Origin of the sequence: Salipaludibacillus agaradhaerens (genome assembly GCF_002019735.1) — a bacterium.
GTDB classification, from domain to species: domain Bacteria; phylum Bacillota; class Bacilli; order Bacillales; family Salisediminibacteriaceae; genus Salipaludibacillus; species Salipaludibacillus agaradhaerens.
Window position 1 is genome coordinate 178411 of the sequence record NZ_KV917378.1, and the last position, 18873, is coordinate 197283.

Here is an 18873-nt window from a genome sequence, read left to right on the forward strand (position 1 = left end):
TATCTATTACCCTTTAAAAAAAGAGTGAAGGAGGATGGCATGGCCGTTGGAAGAATTACGAAAGCCTTAAGTGGTTTTTATTATGTAGAAAATGAGGATGGCGTGTTTCAATGCAGGGGTAGAGGTAATTTTCGCAAACGAAAGATCTCTCCTCTCGTAGGTGACTGGGTGACATTTGAATCATCTAATCACACAGATGGGTATGTTTTGGAGTTAGCCGATCGAAAAAATGAGCTTGTCAGACCACCGATTTCTAACGTTGAACAAGCGATTCTTGTTTTTTCTGTCACCCAACCTACATTTAACCCAGTACTTCTCGACCGATTTCTCGTGCATGTGGAAGCGAATGACATTACACCTATTATCTGTCTGTCTAAAATTGATCTACTCTCTGAAATAGAAGAAGAGGCCATAGCTGTATATAGTCATATTTATCAGACTATCGGCTACGAAGTAGTCCAAACATCGGTCTACATTGAAGAAACGCTGGAGAAGTTAAAGCCTTATTTACAAAATAAAGTATCCGTTTTCTCTGGGCAATCAGGCGTTGGAAAGTCCTCTTTATTAAATGCACTTAAACCAGGACTAAATATTGAAACAAATGAAATCTCAAAAAGCCTTGGAAGAGGCAAACACACGACACGGCATGTAGAGCTAATTTCATTAAATGAAGGGGGCTATGTGGCAGATACACCTGGCTTTAGTTCGCTAGATTTTGAAGGAATTGAAGCTGAGGATTTATCTCACTATTTTCCTGAAATGATTAGTCGTATAAATGATTGCAAATTTAGAGGTTGTTTACATGTTAATGAACCTTCCTGCGCTGTCAAAAAAGCGTATGACGAAGGGGTAATTGCCGCACACCGCTATGAACATTATTTACAATTTATTGACGAAATATCTAGTCAAAAACGGAGGTATTAATGATGATAAAAGTAGCCCCTTCCATATTATCAGCAGACTTTGCAAAGCTAGGTGACGAAATAAAAGAGGTAGAAGCCGGGGGAGCTGACTATATACATGTAGATGTCATGGACGGACATTTCGTTCCAAATATTACGATAGGTCCACTTATTGTTGAAGCTATTAGGCCTATAACGAGTTTGCCACTAGATGTCCATTTGATGATCAACAATCCTGATAACTATATTCCTCAATTCGTACAAGCTGGTGCTGATATAATAAGTGTCCATGCTGAAGCTTGCCCCCATCTTCATAGAACGATACATATGATCAAAGATAGCGGTGTAAAGGCAGGAGTTGTATTAAACCCTGCTACCCCTGTCAGCCTAATTGAACCTGTGTTAGCAGATTTGGATCTTGTCCTGCTAATGACCGTCAATCCGGGCTTTGGTGGGCAGTCTTTTATTCATAGCGTTTTACCAAAAATTAAGAAAGTCCGTCAGTGGGTTGATGATAACGGTCAACACACTGACATTGAAGTAGATGGCGGTGTCAATGAAAAAACGGCGTCACTTTGCATTGAAGCAGGAGCCAATGTTTTAGTTGCAGGTTCAGCGGTGTACGGTCAATCGAATAGAAAAGAAGCTATTGAGAAAATTAGATCTTCCTTTTAAACGCTACACAAATAGAACTGTTAGATAGAAAAGCTCTTGACGTACCTCACCCTTTGAACCTATAGTTTTAAACTGACGGGATGTAGATGTAGAGTCGACACCTTTACGGCTGTTGCATTTTTTAGCAACAGCTGTTTTTTCTGTAAGGATTTTAACCTTTAGAGGTAAATAAAGAGAAGGAGAGTCGTTTAGTGAAAAAAGAAAGACCATTATTAATCATGAGTGAAATTGCCATCATGGCTGCTTTAGCATTTATTTTAGATTTAATGACGTTATTACGATTCTGGCCTCAAGGGGGCAATGTATCACTTGCCATGGTACCTTTACTCCTCATTGCCTTTCGCCGTGGTTGGAAAGTCGGTGTCGTTACGGGATTTATATTCGGTTTATTAAACATGACCGTTAATCCTTATATTGTTAATTGGTTGCAAGGGATTTTAGACTACCCCGTGGCATTTGCAGTTGTTGGCTTAGCGGGTATTTTCAAGGTTTTAAATAAACAAGTTGTTATGATTATAGCAGGTACCGTCTTGGGAATCGGCTTAAGACTGTTATGTCATTTTACTGCTGGAATTGTTTGGTTTGGAGAGTTTGCTCCGGAAGGGACCCCGGTGGCTATTTACTCGTTGACGTATAATGCTTCTTATCTGGTCTTTTCCTTTATTGTATGCCTTATAGTCTTACTTTTATTACATGGAGGAAGTAAGCGACTATTTCATCCTTAAACGACGTACTAAGAATATGGGCGGGTATACCTGCGGCTTTATATAAAAGGGGTGAGGTCTTGATATATGTCATAATGGGGGGAGGTCCAAACAACCATGTCCCCCCTTTGTCTCTCATACAGGAGAAGTATCCGAATGCCAGGTGGATCGGTGTTGACCGAGGAGTTATTGAAATATTGGATAATCACATTTCTCCTTACGTGGCTTTTGGTGATTTTGATTCTTTAAACGCACAGGAAAGGGAAAAGATAGCGATGCCACCGTTTGAGATTTATACCTATCCTGAAGAGAAAGATGCTACGGATATGGAAATTGCTCTCACGTGGGCTATCGAGCAACAACCGGAAAAAATTATCGTTCTAGGGGCAACAGGGGCGAGGCTAGACCATCTATTTATGAACGCCTACTTATTGTTAAAAGGAATAAAAGATAATATTCCTATTTATATTGAAGATAAATGGAACAGTGTCACGCTTTTATCCCCCGGGACATATAACATTAATAAAGGCCAATGGACGTACGTTTCTTTAATGCCTATGACTTTTGAAGTGCTGGGATTGACCCTCACAGGGTTTCGTTATCCTCTCAAAAACACCACACTTGTGCAAGGGTCAAGTCTTTGTATAAGTAATGAAATTTTATATGATCATGGGGAAGTATCATTTTCACAAGGTTATTTATTTCTCTTTCGTTCAAAAGACTAAAAGTTGAAAGCAGTCATTTATGAAAAAAAGGTACTATTTCTCCCTTTTTGAATATAATGAGTAATAACGAGACAGTAAAATGATTTCTCAATCATGGGACACTTCGCCGGGGTCGTTCTTTCGAGGAGGGGAAAGCATGAAATTCTACACGATTAAATTACCTAAATTTCTTGGTGGTTTTGTTCGGGCGGTTATGGGGACTTTCCGGAAAAGTTAGATGAAGTACGTTATAAATGGATTTAAAAAAACGGCGCACAAGGCGCCGTTTTTTAAACTGGCAGCAACCTTTAAAAGTTGCTTAAACAACTATATAAGCTTATACACGCTCAACTTTACCAGATTTTAATGCTCTTGCTGAAACGTATACACGTTTAGGTTTACCGTCAACTAAAATACGTACTTTTTGAACGTTTGCACCCCAACGACGTTTAGTTGCATTTAAAGCGTGGGAACGCTTGTTTCCAGTTTTAGGGCCTTTTCCTGTAATCACACATTTTCGTGCCATGATTATCCCTCCTTCTATCATGCAATACTACATATGATCATTCATACGTGACAAATTAAACACTTGGTTATATTAGCATAGCAACCGAAAGAATTCAAGTCATTTAAGCTAAATATCAAGGAATCAAGCTTGACAGATTACTAAAAAAACAATAAGGTAATAATGCCTTTGCTCGTCCCCGGATTTTCTTTTAAATTTTATGATTTTATAGTAAAATGACGATAGCCGTAAAGGTAAACACCTTAAAGGAGGCATATTTCGTATGACCATAGAAATGAATACTAAATTCGGCAACATAGATGTATCAAAAGAAGTTGTGGCTGTGATCGCTGGAGGAGCGGCTGTCGATTGTTATGGGATTGTCGGTATGGCATCACAAAAACAGTTGAAAGACGGAATAACCGACTTATTAGGAAAAGAAAACCTCGGTCGTGGTGTGGTCATTCGTGAAAAAGAGGCAGAAGAAGTACATATTGATATGTACATTATCGTAAGTTACGGGACTAAAATCTCAGAAGTGGCTTACAATGTTCAATCAAAAGTGAAGTATCAATTGGAAAAGATGTTAGGACTTAAAGTAGATTCAGTAAATATTTTCGTTCAAGGAGTTCGAGTAACGAACTTATAGACGTCTATGTTAGGAGGAACATGTGTGGCAGTCACAAAGATAGAAGGTAAACAGTTTGCCCAAATGCTTATTGAAGGCGCGAACAACCTTTCAAATCAGTCGAAAAAAATTGATGCACTTAACGTTTTCCCTGTTCCTGATGGCGATACGGGAACAAATATGAATTTGACGATCACATCCGGTGTTAAAGAAGTTAAAGCACAACCAGCCAACCATGTAGGGAAAATTGCGGCGAGCTTTGCTAAAGGATTGCTTATGGGAGCCCGAGGAAATTCAGGCGTTATTTTATCCCAGCTATTTAGAGGTTTTTCGAAATCGGTGGAAGAGAAAGAGTCAATCGACGCGAAACAATTGAGTCAAGCTTTTGAATACGGTGTTAATATGGCTTACAAAGCTGTCATGAAGCCTGTAGAAGGTACAATACTGACTGTAGCTAAAGACGCTGCTAAGCAAGGAATTGAAGTTAGTCAAAATGAGTCTAACGTCATATCAGTAATGGAATCTATTGTAAAGGAAGCTGCGGAGTCTCTAGAACGCACACCTGATTTACTTCCAGTATTAAAAGAAGTAGGTGTAGTTGATTCCGGAGGCCAAGGCCTGCTTACTATTTATGAAGGCTTTCTCGCGATCTTAAAAGGAGAAACCATTACGAATATGGTGGCACAAGATGAGCCTACAATGACGGAGCTCGTAAAACTAGAACATCACCAATCTGTTCAGAGTCACATGGCAACAGAAGATATTGAATACGGTTACTGTACAGAAGTGATGGTGAAATTCGAAGAAGATAAAACGGCTGAACATCCATTTAGTGAGGATGAGTTTAGAAACGAATTAAATGAGTTTGGTGATTCCCTTCTCGTTGTGTCTGATGAAGATTTACTAAAAATTCATATTCATGTTGAATATCCAGGGAATGTGATTACAGCAGCCCAAAAATTTGGTTCCCTTGTTAATGTAAAAGTTGAAAACATGCGAGAACAGCATACATCTATTCTTGAAGAGGACAAGACTGAGACGCCAACAACACCTCCTAAAGAAGAAAAGAAAGCTGAATTTGCCATCGTCACTGTAGGTATGGGCTCAGGTATTGCAGAGCTATTTAAAGGCCTGGGTGTAAACAAGGTGATTGAAGGCGGACAAACAATGAATCCTTCTACAGAAGACTTCATTAAAGCAATTGACGAATGCCATGCTGAAAAAGTCATCCTTTTACCAAATAACAGTAATATTATTATGGCTGCTGAACAGGCTGCAACTGTGTCTGATCTAGAAGTGGCTGTTGTCCCGTCGAAATCAGTTCCCCAAGGATTAGCTGCTATGCTATCGTTTAATATGTCACAATCACTTGAACAGAACGCAAGTGACATGAAAGACGCGATGCAACAGGTAAAAACGGGAGAAGTGACGTATGCTGTTCGTGATACAAGCTTAAACGGTGTGGAAATAAATAAAGGTGATTTCATGGGTATTCATGAAAAAAATATTATATCTACCGGTAATTCTGTCCAAACTGTCGCTAAAGAGCTGATTGACAAAATGATCGGTGATGATGGAGAGATTGTGACGATTATTTACGGAAAAGAACGTTCAGAAGAAGAAGCCAACGAATTAATTGCCTATGTTGAGGACAAGCACGCAGAGGTAGAAGTGGAAGTCCATGCAGGAGATCAGCCGCTCTATTCTTACATTTTATCCGTAGAATAGATTGACGAGAGATATGAAATAACTAATTCAGGGGGTTGATTATGAATGGGTAATGTAAAGATCGTAACAGATTCGACTGCCGATATTCCTTATGATTTACAACGCGAATTAGATATAAGTGTTGTACCTTTAAAAGTACATTTCGGTGAAGATGAAACGTATGAAGATGGTGTGGATTTAACTGCAGACGAATTCTATAAAAAGCTAGCGAGCACATCTATTATTCCAACTACATCCCAGCCGACCCCTTATCAGTTTGAAACAGAGTATAGAAGGTTATATGAAAAAGAGAAATCTGATATTATATCTATTCATTTGTCTTCCAAGTTAAGCGGCACGTTCCAATCTGCTTATATTGCGTCTCAAACATTAGGGGAAGATATTCCTGTGTCAGTTATTGATTCTAAAAGAGCCTCTTACGCTATTGGCGTGATAGTCGTGGAAGTGGCAGCTCTAGCCAATAGAGGCGCTTCTAAAGAAGAGTGCCTTGCTAGATTAGATGATCTGCTAAAAGATACGTCAGTCTTTTTTATGGTAGATACATTGGAGTATTTAGAAAAGAACGGGCGTATTGGGAAGGCTTCCGCTATTCTCGGTTCCTTACTGAAAATAAAGCCGATCTTATCACTAAATGAGGCTGGTGAAGTTTACCCGTTTGAAAAAGTAAGAGGATACAAAAAAGCAGTCAATAAAATTATTCAGGAGTTTGAAGAACGCTATGGCAGTTCTAATATTCATGTAGGTATTTCGCATGCCCAAGCTGAAGAGGCGGCAAATTCACTTATGAGTGACTTGCGTAACCATTTTTCCATTAAAAAACAAGTAATAACAAATATTGGACCGGTTATTGGGACGCATGTGGGACCTGGAACGATTTCTGTGTCTGTAACTAAAATGACGAATAATTAACTGCTCTAGGCTGCCCCTTTTTGGAGCAGCCTATTTTAGCTCAAGCATAGTATTAAGAGAGCGACATACTTGCCATTGCCCTCATAACAGCCAAATACTCCTTCTGTTCTCTACACCGATAACCATAGCCCTTTTCATTGCAATTTGTTAAGATAAATAGGGAGTTTATCACAGATAACCGTCCGTATTACTCTCGCTTCAAAATAGAAAGTAAAGATAATCAGTGGAAGTCCGTTGATTGAAGATTCGTTTAGACTTGAACACTTAGGTATGTCGTTTTACAAAAGTAAATTTTTCGTTTAATAGGTAAGATAATCGTTGAATCGTTATAAACGTCTTATGTCACGGCGTTAGGAGGCTGGCTATTATGAAATATAGAAGTGTTTTTGACATTATTGGTCCTATCATGGTCGGGCCATCCAGCTCTCATACAGCTGGAGCAGCGAGAATTGGACTTGTGGCACGACAGTTATTTCAAATCGAGCCTGAATGGGCTGCATTTCATTTATATGGCTCTTTTGCTAAGACGTATCAAGGTCACGGTACGGATGTAGCACTTGTAGGAGGTTTGCTCGGTTTTGATACGCATGATCATCGCATGACACAGTCATTTGATTTTGCTAAAGAACGTGGCCTGACGTATTCCTTTCATGAAGAAGAAGCCCATATGGACCACCCTAACACAGTTAAAATTAGGCTTGGGGCCGAGGGTGAAGAGATGGAATTAGTCGGGATATCTATTGGTGGTGGGAAAGTAGAAGTGAAAGAGCTCAATGGATTTGAACTACGATTAAGTGGAAATCACCCAGCCATTCTCGTCGTTCACAATGATAGGTATGGGGCCATTGCCTCTGTATCCACAAAACTTGCCGAGTATGAAATTAATATTGGTCATATGGAAGTGTCACGAAAAGAACAAGGCAAAGAGGCATTAATGGTGATCGAAGTGGATCAAAATATTAGTGAGACAACATTAATGGATATCGCAAAGCTTGATAACATTAGTAAAGTAACGAAAATTCATGAATAGACGACATCCAGCTCTGAAGGAGGAATGCCCATGTTTCGTAACGTAGAAGAACTTATCAACCAATGTGAAAAGGAGCAGCTCCCGATCTCAGAAATCATGATTCAACAAGAAATGGTTGTCCATGATAGAAGCCGTGAAGACATCGTAGCTCAAATGGAAAAGAACTTAGAAGTGATGGAAAGAGCGGTCAACAGAGGCATTATGGAGCAAGTCAAGTCAGTATCAGGATTGACGGGTGGGGATGGTAAAAAACTAAATGAGTATATACAGTTAAATGAGACACTTTCAGGTCATTTAATGTTGGATGCTGTCAGTAAAGCGATGGCAACTAACGAAGTGAACGCTGCGATGGGAACGATTTGCGCCACCCCAACTGCAGGTTCAGCAGGGGTTGTCCCCGGTACACTTTTTGCAGTAAAAGAAAAATTAAATCCTACTCACACTCAAATGATTAATTATTTATTTACGAGTGGGGCGTTTGGGTTCATCATCGCAAATAATGCATCTATTTCAGGGGCTGCGGGAGGCTGCCAAGCAGAGGTTGGCTCCGCTACTGGAATGGCAGCAGCTGCTATTGTAGAAATGGCGGGAGGAACACCACATCAATCCTCTCAAGCGATGGCCATTGCTCTTAAGAACATGTTGGGACTGGTATGTGACCCTGTAGCGGGTCTAGTCGAAGTACCTTGTGTTAAAAGGAATGCATTTGGCGCTTCTAACGCCTTAGTGGCAGCTGACTTAGCTTTAGCAGGAATTGAAAGCAGAATACCATGTGATGAAGTGATTGATGCCATGTACCGTATTGGAGAAACGATGCCGTCTATGTTAAGGGAAACTGGAGAAGGTGGGCTCGCAGCTACACCAACGGGAAAGAGATATAAAGAACAAATATTTGGCGCGATGGCACGACAGGAGTGAGGATGAATTGGAAGAGTCAGTAACGGTATTAAAGGGAGCGGGACCAAGAACGGCAGAACAACTACATGATATGGGCATTATTACAATACAGGACTTAATTGAACATTTCCCTTTTCGATATGAAGATCATGCTATACGCCCTTTAAAAGAAGTATCCCATGATGAAAAAGTGACTGTGCAAGGAACAGTTCACAGCATGCCAGAATTACGTTATTTTGGCAAGAAGAAATCTCGACTTACCGTTCGCGCCCTCGTGGACGGTTTCTTAGTTCAAGCTATCTTTTTCAATCAACCCTATTTAAAGAAGCAGATTCAGCCTGGTGATCACATTATTTTTTCAGGTAAACTTGATAAAAATCGAATGATCATGAGTGGAGGTACCGTTAAGCCTAGAAATATTGAACGAGATAACGAACTAGAGCCTGTCTATTCAGTTAAAGGTGACATAAAAGTAACAATGCTTAGAAACTTGATTGAACAAGCTTTTAACGCATTTGGAGAACGTATAACAGAAATACTACCTTCACAATTATTGTCAGCGTATAAATTAACATCCAGAAAAGAAGCTCTTTATAGTTTACACTTCCCCCATGATATTATGGCATTTAAACAAGCAAAGCGTCGGATGATTTATGAAGAGCTACTTTTATTTCAGCTTAAAATGCAGCTTTTTCGCAAAAAAGAAAAAGAAGGAGAAAAGGGTCAAAAAAAACAATTTGCCTTTGCGAAAGTAGAAGATTTTATCAGAGAACTCCCATTTTCATTAACAACTGCTCAAGAAAAAGTTCTTCATCACATTTATGCAGATTTACAAGCAAACACACGAATGAATCGATTACTTCAGGGGGATGTAGGGTCTGGGAAAACGGTAGTAGCTGCTATCGCTCTATATGTAAATGCACTATCGGGATTTCAAGGTGCTTTAATGGTTCCAACGGAAATATTAGCAGAACAGCATACAGAATCTCTGAGACACCTTTTTAAAGATACGGAACTATCTATCGCTCATTTGTCAGGGTCATCTAAAGTGAAAGAGAGAAGGGAAACACTTAAAAAATTAGCGTCAGGTGAAGTAGACATCATAATAGGAACTCATGCACTTATTCAGGAAAGTGTCATCTTTCACAATCTTGGTCTCGTCATAACCGATGAACAGCACCGTTTTGGAGTTGAACAGCGTCGAATATTAAGGAAAAAAGGAATAAATCCTGACGTGTTATTCATGACGGCAACCCCGATCCCTAGAACATTAGCAATTACTGCATTCGGGGATATGGATGTTTCTACAATCGATCAAATGCCAAAAGGGCGAAAACCCGTGAAAACACATTGGGCAAGACATGATATGCTTCCTCGCGTACTTGACTTTATTAAAAAAGAAACGGGGAAAGGGCATCAAGCTTATGTGATTTGTCCACTTATTGAAGAGTCGGAGCAGTTAGATGTTCAGAATGCGATTGATGTTCATGCCCAGCTATCCACAGCATTGCCAACGGTATCGGTTGGCCTGATGCATGGCAGACTGAGTCATGATGAAAAAGAGAAGGTGATGCTAGCCTATACAAAAAATGAGATTCAAATCCTTGTCTCGACGACTGTAGTAGAAGTAGGGGTAAATGTGCCCAATGCCACTGTAATGGTCATCTATGATGCCGATCGTTTTGGGTTATCACAGCTTCATCAATTGCGAGGCCGAGTAGGACGTGGGACTGAACAAGCCCATTGTATTTTACTTGCTGATCCAAAAACAGAAGTGGGGAAAGAGCGTATGGGAATAATGACCGAAACAAACGACGGGTTTGAGTTATCTCAAAAAGATTTGGAACTAAGAGGGCCAGGGGACTTTTTTGGTGTGAAACAAAGTGGCCTTCCACAATTTAAAGTTGCCGACCTTGTAGAGGATTATCGCGTGTTAGAGACGGCCCGTCAAGATGCTGTTAAACTCGTGAATTCTAAAGCTTTTTGGGAAAGTGCCGATTATCAACCACTAAGGGAAATGTTAAAAAAACAAGGGGCATTTTCACAAACAAAAATAGATTGAAATGAACTTTCGGTTGAAATGTAACAGTGATCAGTTATATACTACCTTTAGTACCTAGTCATATGAGTGTGGATGTGATAAAAATGAAACTGTCTAAAAGAAAACGCCAGCCAATGCTTAAAGAAAAAATAGCGGAGAACCCATTTATTACGGATGATGCACTCGCCGCTGAGTTCAATGTGAGTGTTCAGACCATTCGTCTTGATAGATTGGAATTAAATATTCCAGAAGTGAGAGAGCGTATTAAAGATGTGGCAAAGCAACAATATGATACCGTCAAAGCGCTACCGATCGAAGAAGTGATAGGAGAAGTGGTGGATTTAGAGCTTGATGATCACGCCATTTCTATTTTAGATATTAAAGAAGAATATGTTTTTTCACGAACCGGTATCGCGAGAGGTCATCATTTATTTGCTCAAGCTAACTCGTTAGCTGTTGCAGTTATCGATGATGATCTCGCTTTAACAGCTAACGCAAACGTCTCCTTTAAAAGCCAGGTGAAAAGTGGCCAACGTGTTGTAGCAAAGGCAAAAGTGATTGGTAATCAAAATAATAGAACACTTGTAGAAGTGAAAAGCTATGTGGATCAGGAGCTTGTTTTTAAAGGCAGCTTCTCCATGTTTCGAGAAGAACTATCCACAGGGAGGGAAACATAACCATGAGGCTGGCAGTTGATGCGATGGGTGGAGATCACGCCCCAGAAAGTATTGTTAAAGGCTGTGAAAAAGCTCTTGAAGCATATGAAGACTTACATATTATTTTTGTTGGTGATAAAGAGAAAATTACACCACTTTTGACTAAAAACGAGAGAGTAGAAATTATACACACAGATATGGTGATAACTGGAGAGGATTCGCCGGTCAGGGCTGTGCGACGAAAAAAAAATTCGTCTTTAGTTTTAACGGTTCAGCAAGTTAAAGAAGGTCGAGCAGATGCCGCTATTTCTGCAGGAAATACTGGTGCGCTAATGACTGCAGGCTTGCTTGTAGTAGGGCGAATGAAAGGGATTGAGCGTCCAGCACTTTCACCGATGTTACCGACGAAAAATGGAGATGGTTTTCTCCTTCTTGATGTTGGAGCTAATATGGATGCAAAACCATCACACCTCATTCAGTACGCTTATATGGGTGATGTGTATATGAAAAAAGTACGAGGAATAGACAATCCCCGAATTGGATTGTTAAATGTGGGATCGGAAGCAGGAAAAGGAACAGACCTAACGAAGCATGTATTTGCACGGCTCAGTGAAAGCTCCCTCAATTTTGTAGGTAATGTGGAAGCAAGGGAACTGCTTGATGGTGCAGCCGATGTGGTTATTTGTGATGGCTTCTCCGGTAACCTTGTATTAAAATCCATTGAAGGCACAGCACTCTCTCTTTTTTCAATCCTAAAGGATGAACTAACATCGTCATTGAAAAACAAGCTTGCAGCAGGTGTATTAAAGCCATCGTTTAAAAAGGTGAAAGAGAAAATGGACTATTCCGAATATGGTGGTGCAGGTTTATTCGGCTTGCAAGCGCCTGTTATAAAGGCTCACGGGTCTTCAGATGAACAAGCTTTTTTTAGTGCAGTCAAGCAAGCAAAAACAATGTATGAGCAAAATGTCACTGAAACAATTAAAAAAGCAGTTGAACTTATGCCGGCACAGGAGGAAGATTATTCATGACAAAAGTAGCCTTATTATTTCCGGGACAAGGAGCTCAGCATATTGGGATGGGAAAAGAGCTCGCAGAAGCATTTACCGAATGCAAAGCTATTTTTACCGAGGCTGATGAAGCGCTGGGAGAGAATTTTTCTGATCTTATTTTTAATGGTAACGAAGATGAACTTAAGCGAACTGAAAATACACAGCCAGCGCTATTAACAACAAGCATAGCCATCTGGGAGATTCTTAAAGGAAAAGGGGTGGCAGCAGATTATGCAGCAGGACATAGTCTCGGTGAATATTCAGCGCTTACTGCTACGGGCGCTATAAGTTTCAAAGAAGCTGTTCAAGCTGTTAGACAACGAGGTCAACTCATGGAAGAGGCAGTACCAGCTGGCAAAGGGACAATGGCTGCAATTTTAGGGATGGAGCGAGAAGTGCTAAAAGAAGTTGTCTCACAAGCTGCCTTGGAAGGCGGACAAGTTCAAGCAGCTAACTTTAATTGTCCTGGACAAATTGTGATCTCTGGTACGACAGAAGGTGTAGAGCGTGCAGTGACATTGGCGAAAGAGGCGGGAGCTAAAAGAGCGATGGTGCTTTCGGTGAGTGGTCCTTTTCATTCTGAATTAATGAAGCCTGCCGCGGGGAAAATGGCGGTCGTTTTAGATAATATAACGTTTGAAAAGCCACTTGTTCCAGTCATTAGTAATGTTACAGCAAAGCCTTATCTCTCTGCAGACGAGATACCTACTGCACTTGTTGAGCAGATTTATTCCCCTGTTATGTGGGAAGATACGATTAAATACCTTGTTGATCAGGGTGTGGACACGTTCATTGAAGCAGGACCAGGAAAAGTATTAAGTGGTCTAGTTAAAAAAATATCAAGACGTTTAACAGTGTTGCCTGTTTATGATCAAGCATCACTTGATAAAGCCATATCAACATTAGATGAGAAAGGAGACTGAGGATAATGAGAGGACAACATGCGCTTGTAACAGGTGGCTCTAGAGGGATTGGGAAAGCTATTTGTTTAGAACTTGCTGAACAAGGCGTTAACGTAGCCGTAAATTTTTCCGGCAATCGAGAAAAGGCAGAAGCAGTAGCTGAACAGTGTCGTCAGTTAGGTGTAGAAGCATTAGCAGTTCAAGCAGATGTAGGGAATGCCGATAGTGTTAAACAGATGATAGATACCGTCATGGAGGCTTTTGGTTCAATTGATATTCTAGTTAATAACGCAGGGATAACACGAGACACATTAATAATGCGTATGAAAGAAGAGGACTTTGATGCGGTGATAAACACCAATTTAAAAGGTGTATTTAACTGTTCCAAGGCTGTTACAAGGCCGATGATGAAACAACGTTACGGACGAATTATTAATATCTCCTCTGTTGTTGGTGTCCTAGGAAATGCAGGGCAAGCTAATTATGTAGCTAGTAAAGCCGGTGTCATCGGATTAACAAAATCTTTAGCCAGAGAGCTAGCCAATCGAAATATCCGTGTGAATGCTGTAGCCCCAGGCTTTATTGGAACGGAAATGACTGACGAATTAACAGAGGAGACAAAAAAGGCATTGCTTAACCAAATTCCTTTAGCAGAGTTAGGTAAACCTGAGGATGTAGCACGTGTAGTTGCCTTTTTAGCGAGCGATGCGTCTGCTTACATGACAGGACAAACATTGCATGTTGATGGCGGGATGGTCATGCCATAAACATGAGATGAACCACATACTTGATGTATGTGAAAAACTCATTACGAATGGGATAAAATCTAACTGGTATTTTAAATAGCTTTATCCTATAATGACTGAGAGGAGGTGAAGTAAATGGCAGCGGTACAAGAAAGAATTGCAAAAATCGTTTCCGAACGCCTTGGGGTCGATGAATCAGAAGTGAAGAAAGAAGCGACTTTCAAGGATGACCTTGGAGCTGACTCATTAGACGTCGTCGAATTAGTGATGGAACTCGAAGATGAGTTTGATCTTGAAATTTCAGACGAAGATGCGGAGAAAATTGCAACAGTCGGTGACGTGATTGAATACATAGAGCGTCATCAATAATTTTTAAAACGGTAGGCTTTCGCCAGGATAACTTGGCGGAAAGCCACGTTTTTCTAACAGTCAGTTAAACATGTGGTAGCTATTACTTAAAAGGCGAATGATACGTGCTCTATGGTAATGGCGTCTTATAACCAACTAGTTTTCTATCGTTGGTAACGCCTCAACAGATAGACAATGACTGGTCTTAGGCCTTTTAAAAAATGATAGATATAAAATGACATCGTGTGGTTGATAGGTTAACCTGCTCAGCGGTCGTAATTTACATAAGTATGATAGCCTATTTAGGTGATAGAGTAATTTTAAAAAATAATTGGGCTTAATACAATTGAGACAAAATATGGGGGTTCTCATGCAACAGTCAAGAAAGATCACCAGAAGGGGAATGAAACGCCAGCCTAAAAAAATGCAAATGACACCAGCGAAAAAAACAAAATATCGTCAGTTCTTAACTTCAATCCATGTTGAATTTAAAAATGAAGATTTATTTATTCAAGCGTTTACCCATTCATCATACGTAAACGAACATCGTATTCGCCCGCATGATGATAATGAACGACTGGAGTTTTTAGGCGATGCAGTTTTGGAATTGGCCATCTCTCAATATTTATTTAAACTATTTGATCATATGAGTGAAGGTGAGATGACCAAACTCAGAGCTGCGATCGTATGTGAGCCGTCATTAGCAAAGATTGCGGATGAATTGACATTTGGTGACTATGTTCTTTTAGGAAAAGGAGAAGAGATGACAGGGGGGCGAAAACGTCCGGCACTACTTGCTGATGTGTTTGAAGCATTTATTGGCGCGCTGTATCTTGATTCAGGCTTAGAAGCTGTTTATAGCTTTCTAAAAGAATACGTCTATCCTAAGATTCATAACGGTGCTTTTTCCCATATGATGGATTTTAAGAGTCAGCTACAAGAATTGATTCAGCGTGAAAACCAAGGGCAAGTGCATTATAAAATCATTGAAGAAAAAGGCCCCGCTCATGCACGTGAATTTGTATCAGAAGTCACACTTGATAAACAACAGTTAGGAAAAGGTGCAGGTAAATCTAAAAAAGAAGCTGAACAAATGGCTGCTCAAAAAGCACTTGAGAAACTAAATACGAAATAACGAAGGTATGTATCACTGGAAGAGGATATACCAGTTCTTAAGCAACAAGTTTAATGTTGTTCTGAGAGCTGGTATAGCCTCTTTTTGTGTTTGTCTTTCTAAAAAAGGATTTTTTAGAAAGGTTAGTTTTATTTGTTATTATTAGGGAATGAGTACATGAGTGGGTAAATATAAATTAAAACGCAACGTAAGTTTATAACTGGGAATAGGAGTTGATTGATGTGCGAGCGATACAATTTAAATCATTTGGCGGTCCTGAAGTATTGGAACTGGTCAACTTATCACGCCCAAAAGTAAAAGGCCATCAAGTACTTATTAAAACTAAAGCCATCGGTGTAAATTATGCGGATACCATGAGGAGAGAAGGGAATTATGTGCTGCCTACCCCTCTACCTTTTATTCCAGGATCTGAAGTGGTGGGAGAGATAAATGACGTGGGGGAGGCAGTGACAACTGTGGCTAAAGGTGATACTGTCGTAGCTCTCGTAGGTGCAGGGGCTTATGCGGATTTTGTAGTAGCCGATGAAGCGAGTCTTATCCGAAAGCCAGATACATTAGATGCGTATCATGCGGTTGCTCTACCTCTACAAGCTCTCAGCGCCTACCATATTATAACAACGATGGGGCGTTTGCAAGAAGGAGAGTCTATTCTTATCCATGCTGCGGGTGGTGGAGTTGGAAGTCTTGCTGTTCAACTGGCCAAATTGTTTGGAGCGAAAAAAGTTCTCGCCACAGCTAGTACGGAGAGTAAGCGCCAATTAGCTAAACAGTTAGGGGCAGATGAGGTTATTGATTACACTCAAGATAAATGGGACCAACACATACTTGATATAACAGATGGGCGTGGCGTAGATGTTGTACTTGAAATGGCTGGAGGCGATATTTTTCAACGTTCTGTACAATGTCTTGCTCCATTTGGCCGCCTTATTATATATGGTGTTGCCAGTGGGGAGATCCCTGTCTTGAATCCAGTGGATCTGATGGAAAAAAACAAAACAGTTACAGGATTCTTTTTACCTGCCATGTTGGAGAAACCAGCATTGTATCAAGAAAGCTTACAAAAAATCTTAGGTCTTGCTGCTGAAGGCAAGTTAAAAACGATTATTGGAAAAACTTACTCCATCGAAGATGCCTCGCAGCTTCATGCAGATATGCAAAATAGAAAAACACAGGGAAAACTAATTCTAATCCCTTAAACGCCATAGAGTCCAGGAAGAGGTTGTGACCCCGTCATGTGTGGATGTGGGACGCAACCTCTTCCTTTTTATTGGTGATCGTCTTCTAAATTTAATTTGTATGTGTCCTTTTCCAGTTTAAGAAGGGACTCAAGAGATTTTGACGCCCAAATGCTGTTTTCGTTTTTAAGTTCTTTTTTTTGTGTCATTAAAGCTTCTAATAATGAATTAGAATATTTTGGAATACTCCCGCTGTAAAGTTTCACGTGGGAGAGAGGAATATTTGCCTTTTCTTTAAAACTTAACGCCTTTCGTTCATGAAAAAGCGGTACATTCGTTTCGCCAGGTTGGTGTAAATCACCTTGGACTGGATGTTTTAAGACAGCTAAAATTTTTACAATAGCATGTGTGCCTTTAGGGTTTTTACCGATTATTTCTCCAATATACCTGCCTGTCTTATAAATGGCTGTCACTTTATCGCCTTCTTTTAAATACGTGTCCATATAACCCCTCCTAAATGAATGTCATAATGTAATGTTACGCTCCAATATAAAGGATATTGGAAAGTAATAATGAAATATATGCCATTAGAAATGTAGATTTGGAACGAAAGATGTCGAATCCTGTAGGAAGAAGCAAAGGCAGAATGAGTTGAAGACGAGTCCCACGAAAAGCGTCCATCTGTAATGCAAGTGAGTCATAATATTCGGAACCATGATTGATGAAATCGATTCACTTATTGAACCCTATGACCCTAATATTAAGTGATTTCATCAAAGATAGCTAAAAATATGATTTTAACATGTATCTATTCATCTTTAAAATACAACCTAAAGGCATGGGACTTTTTTAAGTCTTTTTCAATGTTTTATATTCAAAAGTCTACATTATTGATAAAATATAATAAAACATTTGTTTGAGTTAATATTTTATTTTAAAAGAACCAGGAGGAGAACTATGAGAATTGTCTCATTACATTCTATAGACCCAGGTGTGAAAATAGGTAAAACAGTGACAAATGACCAGGGCCAGGTTCTTGTTCAAGAAGGTGTAAGCCTGTCTGAACGAATGATTAATAGGCTAAAGAAACTAAAAATAACGTTTGTCTATATTGAAGATGAAGAGTCAGAAGGTATTCAGCCTGTAAATGCAGTGTCAGAAGAGACAAAGGCGAATGCTATTCATGAAATTAAGCATGCTTTTGGTGCTTTAGCAGAGGCTGGCAACATATCGAAGTCGTTTATATTAGATAGACTAGGTGGAAACTTCAAAAAAACAGTCACAAACATTCTTAAAGATGCTCGTGAAAATGATGAAGCGATTTCACTGTTAACTGACACAATTGGACATGACAGATATACCTTTTTTCACTCGTTAAACGTGGCGATCTACTCGCTTGCTATGGCTCGGGAATTGAAATTTTCACCCGAAGAACAAATGACAGTTGGGGTAGGTGCACTCTTACATGATATTGGGAAAACAGAGGTAGCAACCTCAATCTTACAAAAACCTGACAAACTCACAGATGAAGAAATGAGTGAAATGAAAAAACACCCAGAGTATGGGTTTGAAATTTTAAGGAAATGTCATGAATTATCAATGGTTTCTGCACACTGTGCTTATCAGCATCATGAAAGAATTGACGGCAAAGGTTATCCCCGTGGTATTAAAGGGAATGATATACACCCTTACGCGAAGATTATCGCTGTCGCGGATGTTTTTGGAGCTGTGACGTCTAACCGAGTTTACTCAAAAGCTATCTTGCCGCATGAAGCGATGGAATTACTTTTTACAGGCGCAGAAACACAATTTGATTTGTCAATCATTCGTGCATTTCGAAAAACAATTGCTATTTATCCAGTAGGTTTGACCGTTATTTTAAACGATGGGCGTAAAGCACTTGTTGTGCAACAAAATAAAATTAATAGTGAGCGTCCGGTGATTAGAATCATTGAAGAAAATAATGAGAAAGTTGTGACACCATACTATGTGGATTTGAATAAGGAGTTAGCCGTGACAATTGTTGATACAGAAACGACCCTTTCAGGAGACGAAAAAAAGCTTGTTAACCGTTTTTATTATAAATAAAAACTTATTAACAGTAGAAGCTTGCCACTAAAATTGTTAGTTGTGAAT

Annotated in this window: 21 protein-coding genes; 19 read left to right on the top strand and 2 right to left on the bottom strand. The window is 39.7% G+C overall.

The features are described 5' to 3' along the window. Window positions 1-39: 39 nt before the first annotated feature. From rsgA to spoVM, 5 genes are all read left to right on the top strand, one after another. Window positions 40-924, top strand: coding sequence for a ribosome small subunit-dependent GTPase A (gene rsgA, locus BK581_RS00850; RefSeq protein ID WP_078576213.1), 885 nt, complete (start codon window positions 40-42; stop codon window positions 922-924). Window positions 925-926: 2 nt separating this feature from the next. Further along, window positions 927-1577, top strand: coding sequence for a ribulose-phosphate 3-epimerase (gene rpe, locus BK581_RS00855; protein ID WP_078576215.1), 651 nt, complete (start codon window positions 927-929; stop codon window positions 1575-1577). 191 nt (window positions 1578-1768) lie between these two features. Further along, window positions 1769-2302, top strand: a complete 534-nt coding sequence (gene thiT, locus BK581_RS00860; protein WP_245828840.1) for an energy-coupled thiamine transporter ThiT — start codon at window positions 1769-1771, stop codon at window positions 2300-2302. A gap of 59 nt (window positions 2303-2361) precedes the next feature. After that, entirely contained in the window at window positions 2362-3006 is a 645-nt protein-coding gene (locus BK581_RS00865) for a thiamine diphosphokinase (RefSeq protein WP_143709623.1), read from the top strand. A 136-nt stretch (window positions 3007-3142) separates the two neighbouring features. Beyond that, the gene (spoVM, locus tag BK581_RS19870; protein ID WP_143709714.1) at window positions 3143-3223 is read left to right on the top strand and encodes a stage V sporulation protein SpoVM; all 81 of its coding nucleotides are present in this window, start codon (window positions 3143-3145) and stop codon (window positions 3221-3223) included. Window positions 3224-3322: 99 nt separating this feature from the next. Here spoVM and rpmB read toward each other — a convergent pair whose 3' ends face one another. Next, entirely contained in the window at window positions 3323-3511 is a 189-nt protein-coding gene (gene rpmB / locus BK581_RS00875) for a 50S ribosomal protein L28 (RefSeq protein ID WP_078576219.1), read from the bottom strand. A gap of 262 nt (window positions 3512-3773) precedes the next feature. Here rpmB and BK581_RS00880 point away from each other — a divergent pair, with 262 nt between their 5' ends. The 13 genes from BK581_RS00880 to BK581_RS00940 all read left to right on the top strand — a co-directional run bounded on the left by BK581_RS00880 (window position 3774) and on the right by BK581_RS00940 (window position 16758). After that, window positions 3774-4139, top strand: a complete 366-nt coding sequence (locus BK581_RS00880; protein WP_078576221.1) for an Asp23/Gls24 family envelope stress response protein — start codon at window positions 3774-3776, stop codon at window positions 4137-4139. A 24-nt stretch (window positions 4140-4163) separates the two neighbouring features. Next, window positions 4164-5846, top strand: coding sequence for a DAK2 domain-containing protein (locus BK581_RS00885; protein WP_078576223.1), 1683 nt, complete (start codon window positions 4164-4166; stop codon window positions 5844-5846). Window positions 5847-5891: 45 nt separating this feature from the next. Beyond that, complete coding sequence (locus BK581_RS00890; RefSeq protein ID WP_078576225.1) at window positions 5892-6755, top strand: DegV family protein; 864 nt, start codon at window positions 5892-5894, stop codon at window positions 6753-6755. A 367-nt stretch (window positions 6756-7122) separates the two neighbouring features. Next, window positions 7123-7785 (top strand): L-serine ammonia-lyase, iron-sulfur-dependent subunit beta, encoded by a 663-nt coding sequence (gene sdaAB / locus BK581_RS00895; protein WP_078576226.1) that lies wholly within the window; start codon window positions 7123-7125, stop codon window positions 7783-7785. 30 nt (window positions 7786-7815) lie between these two features. After that, window positions 7816-8703, top strand: coding sequence for an L-serine ammonia-lyase, iron-sulfur-dependent, subunit alpha (gene sdaAA, locus BK581_RS00900; protein WP_078576228.1), 888 nt, complete (start codon window positions 7816-7818; stop codon window positions 8701-8703). 7 nt (window positions 8704-8710) lie between these two features. Beyond that, the gene (gene recG, locus BK581_RS00905; RefSeq protein ID WP_407690328.1) at window positions 8711-10744 is read left to right on the top strand and encodes an ATP-dependent DNA helicase RecG; all 2034 of its coding nucleotides are present in this window, start codon (window positions 8711-8713) and stop codon (window positions 10742-10744) included. An 83-nt stretch (window positions 10745-10827) separates the two neighbouring features. Beyond that, window positions 10828-11400 carry a transcription factor FapR gene (gene fapR / locus BK581_RS00910; protein ID WP_078576232.1) on the top strand — a complete coding sequence of 191 codons (573 nt, stop codon included), beginning with the start codon at window positions 10828-10830 and terminating at the stop codon, window positions 11398-11400. Window positions 11401-11402: 2 nt separating this feature from the next. After that, window positions 11403-12410: a phosphate acyltransferase PlsX gene (plsX, locus tag BK581_RS00915; RefSeq protein WP_078576236.1), complete on the top strand. Its 1008-nt coding sequence runs from the start codon at window positions 11403-11405 to the stop codon at window positions 12408-12410. Beyond that, the gene (gene fabD / locus BK581_RS00920; protein ID WP_078576238.1) at window positions 12407-13354 is read left to right on the top strand and encodes an ACP S-malonyltransferase; all 948 of its coding nucleotides are present in this window, start codon (window positions 12407-12409) and stop codon (window positions 13352-13354) included. Before plsX ends, fabD begins: the two co-directional genes overlap by 4 nt. Before the next feature lie 2 nt (window positions 13355-13356). Further along, window positions 13357-14100: a 3-oxoacyl-[acyl-carrier-protein] reductase gene (gene fabG, locus BK581_RS00925; protein WP_078576240.1), complete on the top strand. Its 744-nt coding sequence runs from the start codon at window positions 13357-13359 to the stop codon at window positions 14098-14100. 114 nt (window positions 14101-14214) lie between these two features. Beyond that, entirely contained in the window at window positions 14215-14448 is a 234-nt protein-coding gene (acpP, locus tag BK581_RS00930) for an acyl carrier protein (RefSeq protein WP_078576243.1), read from the top strand. A gap of 409 nt (window positions 14449-14857) precedes the next feature. Next, a complete protein-coding gene (gene rnc / locus BK581_RS00935; RefSeq protein WP_407690341.1) occupies window positions 14858-15562 on the top strand; it encodes a ribonuclease III in 705 nt (234 codons plus the stop codon). 221 nt (window positions 15563-15783) lie between these two features. Continuing rightward, window positions 15784-16758, top strand: a complete 975-nt coding sequence (locus tag BK581_RS00940; protein ID WP_078576244.1) for a quinone oxidoreductase family protein — start codon at window positions 15784-15786, stop codon at window positions 16756-16758. 68 nt (window positions 16759-16826) lie between these two features. On the opposite strand, the gene kapB is transcribed toward BK581_RS00940, so the two are convergent. Continuing rightward, the gene (gene kapB, locus BK581_RS00945; RefSeq protein WP_078576245.1) at window positions 16827-17240 is read right to left on the bottom strand and encodes a kinase-associated lipoprotein KapB; all 414 of its coding nucleotides are present in this window, start codon (window positions 17238-17240) and stop codon (window positions 16827-16829) included. Window positions 17241-17694: 454 nt separating this feature from the next. On the opposite strand from kapB, the gene BK581_RS00950 reads away from it, so the two are divergent. Continuing rightward, complete coding sequence (locus tag BK581_RS00950; protein WP_078576246.1) at window positions 17695-18825, top strand: HD-GYP domain-containing protein; 1131 nt, start codon at window positions 17695-17697, stop codon at window positions 18823-18825. Window positions 18826-18873 lie beyond the last annotated feature (48 nt).

Excerpts from the sequence above, each read along its gene's own strand:
- fapR (WP_078576232.1), top strand. The coding sequence starts at position 10,828 with ATGAAACTGTCTAAAAGAAAACGCCAGCCAATGCTTAAAGAAAAAATA.
- kapB (WP_078576245.1), bottom strand. The coding sequence starts at position 17,240 with ATGGACACGTATTTAAAAGAAGGCGATAAAGTGACAGCCATTTATAAG.
- rsgA (WP_078576213.1), top strand. The coding sequence starts at position 40 with ATGGCCGTTGGAAGAATTACGAAAGCCTTAAGTGGTTTTTATTATGTA.
- rnc (WP_407690341.1), top strand. The coding sequence starts at position 14,858 with ATGACACCAGCGAAAAAAACAAAATATCGTCAGTTCTTAACTTCAATC.
- fabD (WP_078576238.1), top strand. The coding sequence starts at position 12,407 with ATGACAAAAGTAGCCTTATTATTTCCGGGACAAGGAGCTCAGCATATT.
- plsX (WP_078576236.1), top strand. The coding sequence starts at position 11,403 with ATGAGGCTGGCAGTTGATGCGATGGGTGGAGATCACGCCCCAGAAAGT.
- acpP (WP_078576243.1), top strand. The coding sequence starts at position 14,215 with ATGGCAGCGGTACAAGAAAGAATTGCAAAAATCGTTTCCGAACGCCTT.
- rpe (WP_078576215.1), top strand. The coding sequence starts at position 927 with ATGATAAAAGTAGCCCCTTCCATATTATCAGCAGACTTTGCAAAGCTA.
- sdaAA (WP_078576228.1), top strand. The coding sequence starts at position 7,816 with ATGTTTCGTAACGTAGAAGAACTTATCAACCAATGTGAAAAGGAGCAG.
- sdaAB (WP_078576226.1), top strand. The coding sequence starts at position 7,123 with ATGAAATATAGAAGTGTTTTTGACATTATTGGTCCTATCATGGTCGGG.
- rpmB (WP_078576219.1), bottom strand. The coding sequence starts at position 3,511 with ATGGCACGAAAATGTGTGATTACAGGAAAAGGCCCTAAAACTGGAAAC.
- BK581_RS00890 (WP_078576225.1), top strand. The coding sequence starts at position 5,892 with ATGGGTAATGTAAAGATCGTAACAGATTCGACTGCCGATATTCCTTAT.
- spoVM (WP_143709714.1), top strand. The coding sequence starts at position 3,143 with ATGAAATTCTACACGATTAAATTACCTAAATTTCTTGGTGGTTTTGTT.
- BK581_RS00880 (WP_078576221.1), top strand. The coding sequence starts at position 3,774 with ATGACCATAGAAATGAATACTAAATTCGGCAACATAGATGTATCAAAA.
- BK581_RS00950 (WP_078576246.1), top strand. The coding sequence starts at position 17,695 with ATGAGAATTGTCTCATTACATTCTATAGACCCAGGTGTGAAAATAGGT.